Here is a 14,912-nt window from a genome sequence, read left to right as displayed (position 1 = left end):
TCTTCTGTGGGGGCTTCGTTGCTGTACCGCCTGTTGCTGACCTACCTGCGCCCGTACCGGCGCGAACTCTCGATAGTGGTCGTGCTCCAGCTCATCGGCACGGTCGCGTCGCTGTACCTGCCCAGCCTCAACGCCGACGTCATCGACTTCGGCGTGGCCAAGGGCGACAGCGGCTACATCGTCTCCACCGGCGGGTGGATGCTCACCGTCACGCTGGTGCAGATCCTCTGCTCCTGCGGCGCGGTGTACTACGCCTCGCGCAGCGCCATGGCGTTCGGCCGCGACGTCCGGTCGGCGATCTTCCACCGGGTCGGGGAGTTCTCCGCCCGCGAGGTCGCCTCGTTCGGCCCGCCGTCGCTGATCACCCGCACCACCAACGACGTGCAGCAGGTGCAGCTGCTGGTCGTGCTCGCGTGCACGATGCTGGTGACCGCGCCGATCACGTGCGTGGCGGGCATCGTGCTGGCGCTCAACGAGGACGCGAGCCTGTCCTGGCTGCTGCTGGTCTGCGTGCCCGCGCTGCTCGTGGCCATCGGGACGATCGTGTCCCGGATGGTCCCGCAGTTCCGCAGGATGCAGGTGCGCATCGACCGCGTGAACCGCGTGCTGCGCGAGCAGCTCACCGGCATCCGGGTGGTGCGCGCGTTCGTCCGCGAGCCCGCGGAGACCCGCCGGTTCGCCGAGGCCAACACCGACCTCACCGACACCGCGCTGCGCGTCGGCAGGCTCCAGGCGCTGATCTTCCCGACCGTCGTGCTGATCCTCAACGCCTCCAGCGTTGCGGTGCTGTGGTTCGGGGCCCACCAGGTCGACGCGGGGGAGACCCGGATCGGCTCGATGACCGCGTTCCTCAACTACCTGATGCAGATCCTGATGTCGGTGATGATGGCGACGTTCATCTCCACGATGATCCCGCGCGCCTCGGTGTGCGCCGAGCGGATCAAGGAGGTGCTGGACACCGACTCGTCGGTGGTCCCGCCGACGTCCCCGGTGCGGGAGCTGACCAAGCACGCCGAGCTGGAGTTCCGCGGCGCCGGGTTCCGCTACCCCGGCGCGGCCGAGCCCGTGCTGCGCGACATCTCCTTCCGGGTGGAGGCGGGTACGACCACCGCGATCGTCGGCAGCACCGGAGCGGGCAAGACGACGCTGACGTCGCTGATCCCGCGGCTGATCGACGTGACCGACGGCAGCGTCCTGGTCGACGGCGTGGACGTGCGCGAGCTGGACCCCGAGGCGCTGTGGAGCAGGGTCGGCCTGGTGCCGCAGCGGCCGTACCTGTTCACCGGCACCGTCGCGAGCAACCTGCGCTACGGCAACCCGGACGCCACCGACGAGGACCTGTGGTGGGCGCTGGAGATCGCCCAGGCCCGCGACTTCGTCGAGGACATGCCCGACGGCCTGGAGGCGCCGATCTCGCAGGGCGGCACGAACGTCTCCGGCGGCCAGCGGCAACGGCTGTGCATCGCCCGCGCGCTGGTGCGCCGCCCGGAGATCTACCTGTTCGACGACTCGTTCTCCGCGCTCGACCTGGCCACCGACGCGCGGCTGCGCGCGGCGATGCGGCCGCACACCAGGAAGTCCGCCGTGCTCGTGGTCGCCCAGCGGGTGACCACGGTGCTCGACGCCGACCAGATCATCGTGCTGGACGCCGGTTCGGTCGTCGGCGCGGGCACCCACCACGAGCTGCTCGAGTCCTGCCTGACCTACCAGGAGATCGTGCAGTCCCAGCTGACCCCGGAGCAGGCGGCATGAGCGCCACCACGACCACCAGCCCACGCCCGCAGCCGTCCCCGATGGGCCGGGGCATGCCCGGCATGGGCATGCCCGTCGGCAAGGCGAAGACCTTCGGACCGTCGGCCAAGCGGCTGGCGGGCCGGATGCACCCGGAGCGGTTCTGGTTCGCCGTCGTCGTCCTGCTCGGCGTCACCAGCGTCGCGTTCGCCGTCGCCGGACCGAAGATCCTCGGGCACGCCACCGACATCATCTTCGACGGCGTCATCGGCCGGGCGCGCGGCGTCCCCGGCGCGGGCATCGACTTCGGCGCGCTCGCGGACGTCCTGCTGTGGGTGTTGGGGCTGTACCTGACGTCCGCGCTGTTCAGCTGGGCGCAGGGCCGCATCCTCAACGGCGTCGTGCAGCGGGTCGTGTTCAAGCTGCGCGAGGACGTGGAGGCGAAGCTGCACCGCCTGCCGCTGCGCTACTTCGACGGCCAGCCGCGCGGTGAGCTGCTGTCCAGGGCCACCAACGACATCGACAACGTCTCCACCACCGTCCAGCAGACCCTGAGCCAGCTGCTCACCTCGCTGCTGACCGTGATCGGCGTGCTGGTCATGATGGTGACGATCTCCCCGCTGCTCGCGCTCATCGCGCTCGCGGTGATCCCGCTGTCGGTGTTCGTCACCGCCCGCATCGGCAAGCGGTCGCAGAAGCTGTTCATGGAGCAGTGGAAGCAGACCGGTGTCCTCAACGCGCACATCGAGGAGTCCTTCACCGGCCACCAGGTCGTGAAGGTGTTCGGACGGCAGAAGGAGTCCGAGGAGGAGTTCCGCCGCCGCAACGACGCCCTGTTCGGCGCGGCGCTGGGCGCCCAGTTCATCTCCGGCCTGATCATGCCCGCGATGATGTTCCTGTCCAACATCAGCTACGTCGTCGTCGCGGTCGTCGGCGGCCTGCGGATCACGTCGGGCTCCATGAGCCTGGGCGAGGTGCAGGCGTTCCTGCAGTACTCGCGCCAGTTCACCCAGCCGCTCACCCAGGTCGCCTCGATGGCGAACCTGATGCAGTCCGGTGTCGCCTCGGCCGAACGCATCTTCGAGCTCCTCGACGCCGAGGAGCAGTCCCCGGACCCCGCCGACGCCTCGTTGCCCGCGCAACGCCGCGGCCGCGTCGAGTTCGAGGACGTCAGCTTCTCCTACCGCCCCGAGCAGCCGCTCATCGAACACCTGTCGCTGGTCGCCGAACCCGGCCAGACCGTCGCCATCGTCGGGCCCACCGGCGCGGGCAAGACCACCCTCGTCAACCTCGTCATGCGCTTCTACGAGCTCGACGCGGGCCGCATCACCCTCGACGGCGTGGACATCACCAGGCTCCGCCGGGAGGACCTGCGGTCCCAGATCGGCATGGTCCTCCAGGACACCTGGCTCTTCGGCGGCACCATCCGCGACAACATCGCCTACGGCAGGCCGGAGGCGACGGAGGAGCAGATCCTCGACGCCGCCAAGGCCACCTTCGTGGACCGCTTCGTCCGCACCCTGCCCGACGGCTACGACACGGTCATCGACGAGGAGGGCACCAACGTCAGCGCGGGGGAGAAGCAGCTGCTGACGATCGCCCGCGCGTTCCTGGCCAGCCCGTCGCTGCTCATCCTCGACGAGGCCACCAGCTCCGTGGACACCCGCACGGAGTCGTTGGTGCAGCACGCGATGGCCGCCCTGCGGTCCTCGCGCACCAGCTTCGTCATCGCGCACCGGCTGTCCACGATCCGCGACGCCGACCTCATCCTGGTGATGGAGTCGGGCCGGATCGTGGAACAGGGCACGCACGAGGAGCTGCTGGAGGCAGGCGGTGCCTACCACCGCCTCTACTCCGCCCAGTTCGCCGCCACCACCACCTGAGCGAGCGGGGCGGGGCCGGTCCCGCGACCGGCCCCGCCCCGCCGACAGGTGAGCTCAGGGCACCATCCACGACAACACCGGCGCCGACTGCAGGAACACCAGCACGCACATCAGCGCCAGGAACACCACGCTCCACAGCAGGACCCTGCGGAACAGGTCCCCTTCCTTCCCGGACATCCCCACCGCGGCCGCCGCGATCGCCAGGTTCTGCGGGCTGACCATCTTGCCCAGCACCCCGCCGGACGAGTTCGCCGCGGCCATCAGCACCGGGCTCAGCCCCGCCTGCTGGGCGGCCGCCACCTGGAGCGCGCCGAACAGCGAGTTGGACGACGTGTCGGACCCGGTCACCGCCACCCCGATCCACCCGAGGATCGGCGACAGCACGGCGAAGAACGCGCCCGCGCCCGCCATCCAGGTCCCCAGCGTCGCGGTCTGGCCGCTGGCGTTCATCACGTACGCGAGCGCCAGCACGGCCATCACGGTCAGGATCGCCGCCGCCAGCTGCCGGTAGGTCTCCAGGTAGGCCGACCACGCCCGCCGCGCGCTGATCCCGATCAACGGGATCGTCACCAGCCCGGCGACGATCAGCAGCGAGCCCGCCGCGCCCAGCCAGTCGAACTTGAACAGCGGCAGCGTCGACGGCTTGCCGCTCGCGGTCAGCAGGTGCAGACCGGGCCAGGCGAACGTCCCGGTGGCACTCGCGAGCGCACTCTTGACCACGGGGATCTGGGCGAGGGCGAACACCGCGATGATCACGCCGTACGGCGCGTACGCCCGGAACACCTCACGCGACGAGTCGCGCTTGTCCTCGGTGGACTCCGCGGGGTCCGACGTGGCCGGGGTGTCCGACGTACCCGCGCCACCCGCCGGCACCGCCTCGACGTAGGTGTGCGCCGGGTGCCACACCCGCAGCAGCAGCACGGTCGCCGCCGCGCTCACCAGCGCTGCCACGATGTCGGTCAGCGGCGCGCTGAAGTAGTTCGACGTCGCGAACTGGGCCAGCGCGAACGTCACCCCGCAGACCGCGGTGGCGGGCACCGTCTGCCGCACCCCGCGCGTGCCGTCGATGATGAGCACCAGCGCCATCGGCACGAACACGCCGAGCAGCGGCGTCTGCCTGCCGACCATCGCGGAGAGGTCCTGCATCGGCAGGCCGGTCACCGTCGCCAGCGTTGTGATCGGCGTGGCCAGCGCGCCGAACGCGACCGGCGCGGTGTTCGCCACGAGCGCCACGGTCGCGGCCTTCAGCGGCCGGAAACCCAGTGCTATCAACATGACGCTGGTGATCGCGACCGGCGTGCCGAACCCGGCCAGCGCCTCCAGCAGCGCTCCGAAGCAGAACGCGATGATGACGCCCTGGATCCGCTGGTCGTCGCTGACGCGCGCGAAGGACCGCCGCAGCACGTCGAAGTGCCCCGTCCGGACGGTCATGTTGTAGATCCAGATCGCGTTGATGACGATCCAGAGGATCGGGAAGAACCCGAACGCCGCGCCCTCGGAGGCCGCCAGCAGCGCCTGGCCGACGGGCATGGGGTAGACGAACACCGCGACCAGGACGGCGATCAGCAGGGACAGCAGCGCGGCGAGCCACGCTCTCATCCGGACCACGCCGAGCAGCAGGAACAGGGCGACGAGGGGCAGGGCGGCGAACAGGGCGGTCAGGCCTAGCGAACCCGATACGGCGTCGAGGACAGGCTGGTACACGTGCTCCTCCTCGCTGAGGAACCACAGGGAACCGCTTTCCCGTGACGCTAGGGGTGTGGCGCTCCGTGGTCAACAGAGCGCGCACCGCGCCGCTCCACTCCCGACGCCGGGCCCCGGACACGCGCGACGGCCCGGACCCGCCGCGGGTCGGGGCCGTCAGCACGAGGAGGTGTCACCGACCGCGCAGCCGAGGCGCCACCAGGCCGGTGACGGCGAGGGCCGCCAGCGCGACGCCGCACACGAGGGCGATCATCGGGAAGATCGCCACGCCGTTGCCCGACACCATCTGCATGGTGGTGGTGACGACGATGAGGACACCGAAGACCAGGCTGATCCAGCAGGCGGTGGCCGTGTTCGGGATGACGTGCCACCGGGTGTCGCTGCGCATGGGTACCTCCAGGCCGTGATGATCAATTGCCGACCTGGAGTAGCCCGCGGTCGCCATCGGTAAACCCGATGGCACATCCTCGCCTTCCCGCACTTCGGTGCGGAGCGCGCCGGCCCGGGCGGGTCGACGCGGGGAGGGTGTGCTCCGGCGACCGGTCGCGCCAGGACGGCGGCACGGCTTTTCCGTGCCGTGCAAGGGCATGGCACCCCCCGGTGTCCGATGTGGACTCCGGTTCGGGCGGGCGCCAGGAGCGGCGGGTCGCTCAGCCGCGTTCGGCGTACTCCGGCAGGTGGTGGGCGACCTCGTCCGGCGACGGCATCCGGGCGATCTCCCGAGCGACGGCCCGTGCCGCGTCCCGGTGGTCGGGCTCCCCGCGCGGCAGCAGGCGCGCGACGTGGTCGGCCACGGTCTCCGCGCTCACCTTGTCGGCGAGCAGCCGCAGCGCGGCCCCCGAGGCGACCAGCGCGTCGGCGTTCGCGAACTGGTCGGCCCCCTGCGGCAGGACCAGCTGCGGCGCGCCGACGGCGAGCGCGCCGAGCGTGGTGCCGCTCCCGCCGTGGTGCACGACCACGTCGACGTGCGGCAGCAGGTCGGCCTGCGGGACCCAGGGCTCCGCGGTGACGTTGTGCGGCAGGGCGCCGAGCTCTTCCGGGCGCACCCGGCCGAGGGCGACCAGGACGTGCGCGTCCAGCTTGGCCAGTCCCGCGATGGCGGTGGTGAGCAGGTCCGCCGTGCCGAAGGCGGTGCCGAGGGTGAGGTACACCAGCGGCCGCGACGAGGGCGGTGTCCACACCGCGGGCGGCGAGTACGGCACCGGACGCAGCTCGACGCGGGTCTCGGTGGCGATGAAGTCCTTGTCCTGCAACGACGGCGGGCAGATGTCCAGGTGCGCCTTGCCGGGCGCGCCGGTGTGCCCGGTCGGCAGCTCCAGGCCGATGCCCGCGGGGAACAGCCTGCCGAAACCGTGCCAGATCCCGGGGATCCCGGCCCGGTGCGCGGCGACGGCGGCACCCGGCAGGCCCCACTCGTGGACGACCAGGTCGGGCTTCAGCCTGGCCAGCTCGGGCTCCAGGTCCTCGGCGTAGATCTCGTAGAAGGAGTCGGCGGGGCGGAACGGCTTCAGGCCGTGCGTCGCGAGCGGCCCGTGCACCGCGTCCCCGGCCGCGAAGTGCACCTCGTGCCCGGCGTCCAGCGCGGCGAGGGCCAGGGGGATCAGCGGGTAGGTGTGACCGACCGAGGCGAGACTGGCGAACAACACGCGCATGCCGGCGAGCCTAGTGAGGTGACCACGACCCCTTGCCGGGGAGTTCCGTCGTCGAGGGATCGGCTGGGCCCGGAAATGCCCGCCGGGGATCGTGGTCACCGCACTGGGGCAGTCGGCTCCGGCCTCCGGTGGGAACCTGGAGGACATGGACACGATGCTCGCGTGGCACGTCGACCGGCCGGGGCCGATGGCCGGTCGTCCGCTGCACGCCCGCCGCGACCCCGTGCCGGAGCCGTCGGCGGACGAGCTGCTGGTGCGGGTGCTGGTGTGCGGGGTGTGCCGGACCGACCTGCACGTCACCGAAGGCGACCTGCCGGTGCACCGGCCGGGGGTCACGCCGGGGCACGAGGTCGTCGGCGAGGTGGTGACGAGCGGGTCGGCGGACTTCGCCGCCGGCGACCGCGTCGGCATCGCGTGGCTGCGCCGGACCTGCGGGACGTGCCGGTACTGCCTGCGCGGCGCGGAGAACCTGTGCCCGGACTCGCGGTACACCGGCTGGGACGAGCACGGCGGCTACGCCGAGTACGCCGTGGTGCCCGCGGCCTACGCCCACCACCTCCCCGGCGGCTACACCGACGGCGAGCTGGCGCCGCTGCTGTGCGCCGGGATCATCGGGTACCGGGCGCTGGAACGCGCCGAGCTGCCCGTCGGCGGGCGGCTGGGCGTCTACGGGTTCGGCGGCAGCGCGCACCTGGCCGCACAGGTCGCCATGGCCCGCGGCGCGGTCGTGCACGTGATGACCCGCAGCCCCGAGGCCGGGGAGCTGGCGCTGGACCTCGGGGTCGCGTCCGTGACCGGCGCGGGCGACCCGCCGCCGGAACCGCTCGACGCGGCGATCCTCTTCGCACCGGTGGGCACGCTCGTGCCGCCCGCGCTGGCGGCGCTGGACCGCGGCGGCACCCTCGCCATCGCGGGCATCCACCTCAGCGACATCCCGTCGCTGGACTACCAGCGGCACCTGTTCCAGGAGCGCCAGGTCCGCAGCGTCACGTCGAACACCCGCGAGGACGCGCGCGGGTTCCTCGCCTTCGCCGCGGACCACCACCTGCGCGTGAGCACCCGGCCGTACCCGCTCGACCAGGCCGACACCGCGCTCGCCGACCTGGCTGCCGACCGCGTCACCGGGGCCGCCGTGCTGGTGGTGTGAGGCTCAGCCGCTGTGCGTGCTGCCGCTGCGGTAGTCGGTGTAGGTGTAGGGGTTGTCCAGCACCTCGCGGGTCGGGATGTCCGGGTTCATCCCCTTCGCCCAGGCCTCCTCGCCCAGCGTGGACCTGAGGTGGTCGACGGTGTCCTCCACCTTCGCGCGCACGGCGCCGAGGTCGACGCCGACCAGCCTGCCGTCGGACTTCACGACGCGGCCGTTCACCACGACCGTGTGCACGTCGGCGCGCTGCGCCTGGAACGCGATGTGGCCGTAGGGGTTGAGCAGCGGGAACGACACGGGGGAGTGGTCGTTCTTGATGAGCACGAGGTCGGCCTTCTTGCCCACCTCGACGCTGCCGAGCTCCGACTCGCGGCCCAGCGCGCGGGCACCCCCGAGGGTCGCCCACTCCACCACCTGCTGGGCGCGCAGCGACGAGTGCGTGACGGTGTCGCCCTTCGCCTGCGCCTCCAGGTGCTCGCGGGAGCGGTCGGCGCCGAGCGTGGACCGCATGGCGGAGAACAGGTCGCCGCTCCACCACACCGAGGTGTCCATCGACAGCGACACGGGGATGCCGTGCGCGCGCAGGGCCCAGGTGGGCGGGTAGCCCTGGCCCGCGCTCTGCTCGCTCTCGGTCGACACCGAGACGGAGCCGCCGGTCGCGGCGATGCGGTGGTAGGAGTCGGCCGACAGGGACGCGCCGTGGACGTAGACGGTCTCCGGGGTCATGAAGCCGTGGTCGTGCATGAGCCGGATGCTGTCGTCGCCGGTGGCGCCCCAGACACCCGCGTGGGTGGTGACCGGGACGCCCAGCTCGCGGGCCACCTCGAACGCGGGCTTCTCCGGGAACGCCGGGTCGCCGGTGACGTCGAAGGCCAGCTGGAAGCCGAGCAGGCCGTCGCCGCCCATGTGCCGGGCGGCGAAGTCGCGGAACTCGGGCGTGCCGGTCCAGTTCGCCGGGGCGTCCTGGATGTTGCCGTAGGCCAGCACGAACCGGCCGGGCACGGCCCGCAGGGCCTCGACGGCGGCCTCGGCGTGCTGGGTGGTCTGGAGGCCGTGCGACCAGTCGACGGTCGTCGTGACACCCGCGTCGAGCGCCTCGGCCGCGCCGAGCAGGTTGCCCGCGTGGATGTCCTCCGGCCGGAAGACCTTGCCCCACTCCAGGTAGTACCAGACGAAGTACTGGGTCAGCGTCCAGTCGGCGCCGTAGCCGCGCATCGCCGTCTGCCACATGTGCCGGTGGGTGTCGATCATGCCGGGCATCACGACGCCGCCGGACGCGTCGATCTCGACGGTCCCCTCGGGCACCGACAGCGCGGGGCCGACGGCGGCGATCCTGTCCCCGACCACGAGCACGTCGTGGTCGGTGAGCACATCGTGCGCGGCGTTCACGGTGAGCACCGTGCCGCCCCGGAACACGACCGGTCGGCTCGACACCTCGTCGGATGGCTGCGGCATCGTCGTCGCTCCCTCACTGTCCGGACAACTGTCCGACCAACGGTCAACGGGTTGTGCCGGTCACTCTGAACCTCTGCCCGACCAGTGTCAATGACGGCCGCCGACTCGGTGGTGAACGGCTCGCGGTTCACCTCGTCCGCCTCGCGGACAGCGGGGGTTACGCTGACCCGGACCAGCAGGAGGGGAGGCGCGTGGTGCCACGTGAGGGAACGGGTCCGGACTTCATCGAGGCGCTCGCGCGCGGGCTGGAGGTCATCGCGGTCTTCCGGCCGGGCTGCCCGGTGATGACGCTCGCCGAGGTGGCCTCCGCCGCGGGCCTCGCCCGGCCGACCGCGCGCCGGATCCTGCTGACGCTGGAGGAGCTGGGCTACGTGCGGGCGGCCGACCGCGGCTACTCGCTGACCCCGCGGGTGCTCGAGCTCGGCGTGGCCTACGTGCGGTCGATGGGCCTGTGGGACGTGGCGAGGCCGCACCTGGAGAGGCTGGTCGAGCGGACCGACGAGTCGTGCTCGATCGCCCAGCTCGACGGCTCGGACATCGTCTACGTGGCCAGGGTCGCCGTGCCCAAGATCGTGTCGCTCGCGGTGCAGATCGGTACCCGGTTCCCGGCGCTGCCGACGTCGCTGGGCAAGGTGCAGCTGGCCGCGCTGCCGCCCGACGAGCTGGAACGGGTGCTCGCCGAGCCGACCCGCTCCGGCCTGGTCCCGCGCTGGCGGCCCGACCGCGCCGAGCGCGACGCCGCGCTGCGCGAGGTGCGCGCACGCGGCTGGGCGCTGACCGACGAGCAGCTCACGCTGGGCATCCGCTCGGTCGCCGCACCGGTCCGCGACGGGTCCGGTCGCGTCATCGCGGGCGTGAACGTGAACTGCCACGCCGCCGAGACCTCGGTGGAGTACCTGGTCGAGCACCACCTGCCGCTGTTGCTCCAGGCCGCGGGGGAGATCAGCGCGGACTTCGCGCGGCTGGAGACCGTCCCGCACGTGACGGTGTCCTCGGCCTGACCCGAGCCTTGACGCACCGGGGAGGCGGTGCGCACAATCCGTCCAGCGGACGTGTGTCCGCAGGACGGCGGGAATGGCTGCATGGTCGAGACCGAACTGCCGGGGAAGTCCGCGGGACCGCTGGCCGGGGTCCTGGTCGCCGACTTCTCCCGGATCCTCGCCGGGCCCTACGCCACGATGCTGCTCGCCGACATGGGCGCCTCGGTGGTCAAGGTCGAGGGCCCGAAGGGCGACGACACCCGAACGTGGACGCCACCGGTCCGCGACGGCGTGTCCACCTACTACCTGGGGATCAACCGCGGGAAGCGGTCCATCGCACTGGACCTGCGCGACGAGGCCGACGTCGAGGTGGCCCGCGAGCTGGCCCGGCGCGCGGACGTGGTGATCGAGAACCTCAAGCCCGGCGGCATGGCCAAGTACGGGCTGGACTTCGAGGCGGTCCGCGCGACCAACCCCGGCGTCGTCTACGCCTCCATCAGCGGGTTCGGCTCCGGCGCGGGCAAGGACGTGCCCGGCTACGACCTGATGGTGCAGGCCATGTCCGGGCTGATGAGCCTCACCGGCGACCCCGACGGCCCGCCGTTCCGGGCCGGGATCTCGGTGTTCGACGTGATGGCGGGCAACCATGCCACGATCGGCGTGCTGGCCGCGCTGCGGCACCGCGACGCCACTGGCGAGGGCCAGCACGTGGAGGTCAACCTGCTCTCGTCGGCGTTGACCGGGCTGGTCAACCACAGCTCCGCCTACGTCGCGGCGGGCGTGGTCCCGTTCCGGATGGGCAACGCGCACCCGAGCGTCTTCCCCTACGAGGCGCTGCCGACCGCGGACAACGACCTGATCGTCACCGCCGCCAACGACGGCCAGTTCCGCAAGCTGTGCGAGGTGCTCGGCATCCCCGAGGTCGCCGACGACCCGCGCTACGCCCGCAACGCCGACCGCACCGAACGCCGCGACGAGCTGCGCCCCGTGCTGGTCGAACGGCTCCGGACCAGGGGTGCGCTGGAGTGGTTCGACCTGCTCGTGGCGGCCGGTGTGCCGTGCGGGCCGATCAACACCATCGACGGCGGCTTCGCGATGGCCGAGCGGTTCGAGCTGGACCCGGTCGTCGTCGTGGGCGAGGGCGACCGCGCGGTGCCGACCACCCGGCACCCCATCCGGTTCTCGGCGACGCCGGTCGGCTACGAGCTGCCGCCACCGCTGCTCGACGAGCACGGCGAGGAGCTGCGGACGTGGCTGGCGAAGGGCGAGGACGCGTGACCTACCCGACGGCGCTGGGCGCCTCCAGCCTGAAGACGATCACGCTGCTCGGCCAGGACCTCGCCGACGACGTCATGGGCAGCGTCGGGTTCGGCGAGCTGGCCTTCTGGCTGGCCACCCAGCGCAGGCCGACCCCCGGCGAGACCAGGGTGTTCGAGGCCGTGCTGGCCGCACTGGCCGACCACGGGTTCACGCCCACGGCGATCGTGACCCGGCTGACCTACCTGTCCGCGCCGGACTCCGTGCAGGGCGCGCTCGCCGCGGGTCTGCTCGGCGGCGGCTCGCGCTTCCTCGGCGTGACCGAGGACTGCGGCCGGTTCCTGCACGACGTGCTGTCCGGAGTGGACGGTGGCCTGCCGACCGACGACGAGGGGTGGGACGCCCTCGCGCTGACCGCCGTGCGCGACCAGCGGGAGAAGGGGAGGTTCGTCCCCGGACTCGGCCACCACGTGCACAAGGAGGGCGACCCGCGCACACCCCGGCTGTTCGCGATCGCCGCCGAGGAAGGTGTGCGGGGTCCGCACCTCGCGCTGTTCGCCGCCATCGGCCGCGTCCACCCGCAGGTGCTCGGCAAGACGTTGCCCCTCAACGGCGCGGGCACCTGCGGCGCGGCGCTGGCCGACCTCGGGCTGCCGCTGGAGCTGCTGCGGGCGTTCGCGCTGCTGGCCCGCACGGCCGGGCTCATCGGGCAGCTCGCGGAGGAGATCCGCCACCCCGTCGGCAACGACATCTTCCTGTCGGTCGACCTCAACAACGCATCCGTCCCACCGGATCCCCAGTCACCCGAGTCGAGCACCGGAGGTCGGCATGGCTGAACTGGTCGCGGTCATCGCGTCCACGCACCACCCGTTCTACTACCGCGCCAGCACGTCGACGGGGGAGGACCGGCCGCCGTTCGCCGATGAGTGGGTGCGCAAGGTCGAGGCGTTCCGCGAGACGCTCACCAAGGCGCGGCCCGACGTGCTCGTGATGGTGGGCTCGGACCACTTCCACCAGCTGTGGCTGGACAACATGCCGCAGTTCCTGGTCGGCAAGGCGCCGTTCTACGACGCGAACTGGGCGAACGAGGAACGCGAGTTCGGGCTGCCGAGGATGGTCCTCAAGGGGCAGGAGGACCTGTCGGCGTACGTGCTGCGCGAGGGCCTGGACGCCGGGTTCGACCTGGCGTTCTCCAACGAGCTGCGGATCGACCACTCGATCACGTGCCCGATCATCACGCTGCGGCCCGAGGCCGACCTGCCGATCGTTCCCGTCTACACCAACATCTTCGCACCGCCGCTGCCGCAGCCGAAGCGGTTCGTGCAGCTCGGGCGGACCATCCGCGAGCTGATCGAGTCCTGGCCGTCGGACCAGCGGGTCGCCGTCATCGGCACCGGGCACCTGTCGCTGGAGCTGGGCGGGCCGCGGCAGTTCGGTCCGCACGGGCCGGACCCGGAGTTCGACCGCAAGGCCGTCGAGTGGATCGCGGGCGGTGACATCGAGCAGTGCCTGGCCGAGGTCAGCCTGGAGAGCCTGCACCTGCCGGGCAACGCCACCCACGGGTTCATGGACTTCATGCTGATGATGGGCGTGGCGGGCGACGGCCGGAAGGCCGACTACGTCGACACCTACGACCTGTTCCACACGATGGAGGCCTACTTCACCTGGTACCCCGAGGGCGGTGCGCGATGAGCAAGTACCTGCTGGACAAGTTCCTCTACACCGTGGACCGGGACCAGGACCTCGTGGAGCGCTACCGCGAGGACCCCGTGGGCACGGTGGAGTGGTGGGAGGCGGAGTACGCGAACCGGATCCTCAACTGCGTGGACGACGAGCGGTCCACGTGGCTCGCCTTCGAGGAGGCCGAGCGCGAGGCGCTGCGGACGCACGACTACCCGGCGCTGTTCGCGATGGGGGCGCACCCGTTCCTGACGCTGACGCTGTTCATCGCGATGTTCGAACGGGACCACGAGGGGCTCGGGTTCCAGCTGGAGTACGCGCGGAGGCTGGCGCACGTGGAGATGCCCTACCCGGACATCAGCACGTGAGCATGCGGGCGGCGGAGATCAGGCTGCCGGGGGTGGCGCCGGTGGTGGTGGACCGGGAGGTCCCCCGCGCCGGGGACGGCGAGGTTGTGGTCGAGGTCGTGGCCGCGCCGGTGACGCCGTTGGACGTGCTGTGCGCGGGCGGCAAGTCGTACTTCGGGGTGCCGCGGACGCCCTACGTGCCAGGGGTGCAAGGGGTCGGCACGGTCGACGGGCGCCTGGTGTGGTTCCCGACCTCGGCGGGGATGGAACCGGGCGACGGGAGCATGGCCGGCGCGGCGGTGGCCCGTCGGTCGGATCTCGTGGAGCTGCCCGACGGGGTGGACCCGGTGCTGGTGGCCGCCGCCGGGTTGTCCGCTGTCGCCGCGCACATGGCGATGACGTGGCGCGGGGAGCTGGTGGCGGGGGAGCAGGTCGTGGTGCTTGGCGCGGGAGGGGTCGTCGGGCAGGCGGCTGTTCAGCTGGCGAGGCTCGCGGGTGCGCGGAGGGTGGTGGCGGCTGCTCGGTCGGCGGAGGCGCGGACTCGGGCTGCGGCGGCTGGGGCGGATGCGGTGGTGGCGCTCGACACGTCGGATCACATGGAGCTGGTGGGGCGGTTCCTGGCGGCGTGTGACGGGGCGGCGGATCTGGTTTTGGATCCGTTGTTCGGGGTGCCGGCCGCTGCTGCGGCTCACACGTTGAGGGCTGGGGGGCGGATGGTGACCCTGGGGGCCAGCGCGGGGAGGACGTGTCCGTTGGACGCGGCGGTGTTGTACGGGCGGTCGTTGAGGTTGTTGGGGTATACGAACAAGGAGCTGACGGGGGCGCAGCAAGGGGAGGCCGTGGGGGTGGTGGCCGGGGCTGTGGCGCGGGGGGAGCTGGTGGTGGCGCATGAGGTGGTGGAGCTGGGGGAGGTGACGGGGGCTTGGGAGAGGCAGGAGGCGGGGGTGGTTCGGGGGAGGGTTGTGCTGGTGCCTTGAGGGGGTGGGTAGTTGGTGGAGTTCGGTTCCTGCCCTCTCACTCTTGGTGCAGGCCAGTTTCTGCCCTCTCGTCCCTGGGAAGCCCGGCCCCTGTTCCTTTCC

Annotated in this window: 13 protein-coding genes; 9 read left to right on the top strand and 4 right to left on the bottom strand. The window is 71.8% G+C overall.

What is annotated here, in order from left to right:
• Positions 1 to 18 precede the first annotated feature (18 nt).
• Both CLV43_RS09085 and CLV43_RS09080 read left to right on the top strand, forming a co-directional pair.
• Positions 19 to 1,752 (top strand): ABC transporter ATP-binding protein, encoded by a 1,734-nt coding sequence (locus CLV43_RS09085; protein WP_170155765.1) that lies wholly within the window; start codon positions 19 to 21, stop codon positions 1,750 to 1,752.
• Positions 1,749 to 3,614: an ABC transporter ATP-binding protein gene (locus tag CLV43_RS09080; protein WP_106186593.1), complete on the top strand. Its 1,866-nt coding sequence runs from the start codon at positions 1,749 to 1,751 to the stop codon at positions 3,612 to 3,614. The genes CLV43_RS09085 and CLV43_RS09080 overlap by 4 nt, the downstream gene beginning before the upstream one ends.
• 54 nt (positions 3,615 to 3,668) lie before the next feature.
• On the opposite strand, the gene CLV43_RS09075 is transcribed toward CLV43_RS09080, so the two are convergent.
• The 3 genes from CLV43_RS09075 to CLV43_RS09065 form a co-directional block, all read right to left on the bottom strand.
• Positions 3,669 to 5,318, bottom strand: a complete 1,650-nt coding sequence (locus CLV43_RS09075) for an L-lactate permease (RefSeq protein WP_106186592.1) — start codon at positions 5,316 to 5,318, stop codon at positions 3,669 to 3,671.
• Positions 5,319 to 5,490: 172 nt separating this feature from the next.
• Complete coding sequence (locus tag CLV43_RS09070; protein WP_106186591.1) at positions 5,491 to 5,706, bottom strand: hypothetical protein; 216 nt, start codon at positions 5,704 to 5,706, stop codon at positions 5,491 to 5,493.
• Between the two features lie 262 nt (positions 5,707 to 5,968).
• Positions 5,969 to 6,970: a glycosyltransferase gene (locus CLV43_RS09065; protein ID WP_106186590.1), complete on the bottom strand. Its 1,002-nt coding sequence runs from the start codon at positions 6,968 to 6,970 to the stop codon at positions 5,969 to 5,971.
• A gap of 154 nt (positions 6,971 to 7,124) precedes the next feature.
• Between CLV43_RS09065 and CLV43_RS09060 the strand changes: the two genes are divergently transcribed.
• On the top strand, positions 7,125 to 8,117 hold the full coding sequence (locus tag CLV43_RS09060) for a zinc-binding alcohol dehydrogenase family protein (RefSeq protein ID WP_106186841.1): 993 nt from the start codon (positions 7,125 to 7,127) through the stop codon (positions 8,115 to 8,117).
• Between the two features lie 3 nt (positions 8,118 to 8,120).
• Here the strand turns inward: CLV43_RS09060 and CLV43_RS09055 are convergent, their stop codons facing one another.
• Positions 8,121 to 9,569, bottom strand: coding sequence for an amidohydrolase family protein (locus tag CLV43_RS09055; protein ID WP_106186589.1), 1,449 nt, complete (start codon positions 9,567 to 9,569; stop codon positions 8,121 to 8,123).
• A 194-nt stretch (positions 9,570 to 9,763) separates the two neighbouring features.
• On the opposite strand from CLV43_RS09055, the gene CLV43_RS09050 reads away from it, so the two are divergent.
• From CLV43_RS09050 to CLV43_RS09025, 6 genes are all read left to right on the top strand, one after another.
• Complete coding sequence (locus tag CLV43_RS09050; protein ID WP_106186840.1) at positions 9,764 to 10,570, top strand: IclR family transcriptional regulator domain-containing protein; 807 nt, start codon at positions 9,764 to 9,766, stop codon at positions 10,568 to 10,570.
• Positions 10,571 to 10,651: 81 nt separating this feature from the next.
• Positions 10,652 to 11,827: a CaiB/BaiF CoA transferase family protein gene (locus CLV43_RS09045; protein ID WP_106186588.1), complete on the top strand. Its 1,176-nt coding sequence runs from the start codon at positions 10,652 to 10,654 to the stop codon at positions 11,825 to 11,827.
• On the top strand, positions 11,824 to 12,642 hold the full coding sequence (locus tag CLV43_RS09040) for a citryl-CoA lyase (protein ID WP_106186587.1): 819 nt from the start codon (positions 11,824 to 11,826) through the stop codon (positions 12,640 to 12,642). Before CLV43_RS09045 ends, CLV43_RS09040 begins: the two co-directional genes overlap by 4 nt.
• Positions 12,635 to 13,498: a DODA-type extradiol aromatic ring-opening family dioxygenase gene (locus CLV43_RS09035; RefSeq protein ID WP_106186586.1), complete on the top strand. Its 864-nt coding sequence runs from the start codon at positions 12,635 to 12,637 to the stop codon at positions 13,496 to 13,498. The genes CLV43_RS09040 and CLV43_RS09035 overlap by 8 nt, the downstream gene beginning before the upstream one ends.
• A complete protein-coding gene (locus CLV43_RS09030; protein ID WP_106186585.1) occupies positions 13,495 to 13,854 on the top strand; it encodes a hypothetical protein in 360 nt (119 codons plus the stop codon). Before CLV43_RS09035 ends, CLV43_RS09030 begins: the two co-directional genes overlap by 4 nt.
• Positions 13,855 to 13,856: 2 nt before the next feature.
• Positions 13,857 to 14,810 carry a zinc-binding dehydrogenase gene (locus CLV43_RS09025; RefSeq protein WP_106186584.1) on the top strand — a complete coding sequence of 318 codons (954 nt, stop codon included), beginning with the start codon at positions 13,857 to 13,859 and terminating at the stop codon, positions 14,808 to 14,810.
• Positions 14,811 to 14,912 lie beyond the last annotated feature (102 nt).

Source organism: Umezawaea tangerina, from assembly GCF_003002815.1.
GTDB lineage: Bacteria > Actinomycetota > Actinomycetes > Mycobacteriales > Pseudonocardiaceae > Umezawaea > Umezawaea tangerina.
This window is presented reverse-complemented; position numbering and strand designations above follow the sequence as displayed.

What these genes read in the sequence shown, in the direction of transcription:
- CLV43_RS09080 (WP_106186593.1), top strand. Translation starts at nt 1,749, where the DNA reads ATGAGCGCCACCACGACCACCAGCCCACGCCCGCAGCCGTCCCCGATG.
- CLV43_RS09070 (WP_106186591.1), bottom strand. Translation starts at nt 5,706, where the DNA reads ATGCGCAGCGACACCCGGTGGCACGTCATCCCGAACACGGCCACCGCC.
- CLV43_RS09065 (WP_106186590.1), bottom strand. Translation starts at nt 6,970, where the DNA reads ATGCGCGTGTTGTTCGCCAGTCTCGCCTCGGTCGGTCACACCTACCCG.
- CLV43_RS09060 (WP_106186841.1), top strand. Translation starts at nt 7,125, where the DNA reads ATGCTCGCGTGGCACGTCGACCGGCCGGGGCCGATGGCCGGTCGTCCG.
- CLV43_RS09055 (WP_106186589.1), bottom strand. Translation starts at nt 9,569, where the DNA reads ATGCCGCAGCCATCCGACGAGGTGTCGAGCCGACCGGTCGTGTTCCGG.
- CLV43_RS09045 (WP_106186588.1), top strand. Translation starts at nt 10,652, where the DNA reads ATGGTCGAGACCGAACTGCCGGGGAAGTCCGCGGGACCGCTGGCCGGG.
- CLV43_RS09035 (WP_106186586.1), top strand. Translation starts at nt 12,635, where the DNA reads ATGGCTGAACTGGTCGCGGTCATCGCGTCCACGCACCACCCGTTCTAC.
- CLV43_RS09030 (WP_106186585.1), top strand. Translation starts at nt 13,495, where the DNA reads ATGAGCAAGTACCTGCTGGACAAGTTCCTCTACACCGTGGACCGGGAC.
- CLV43_RS09025 (WP_106186584.1), top strand. Translation starts at nt 13,857, where the DNA reads ATGCGGGCGGCGGAGATCAGGCTGCCGGGGGTGGCGCCGGTGGTGGTG.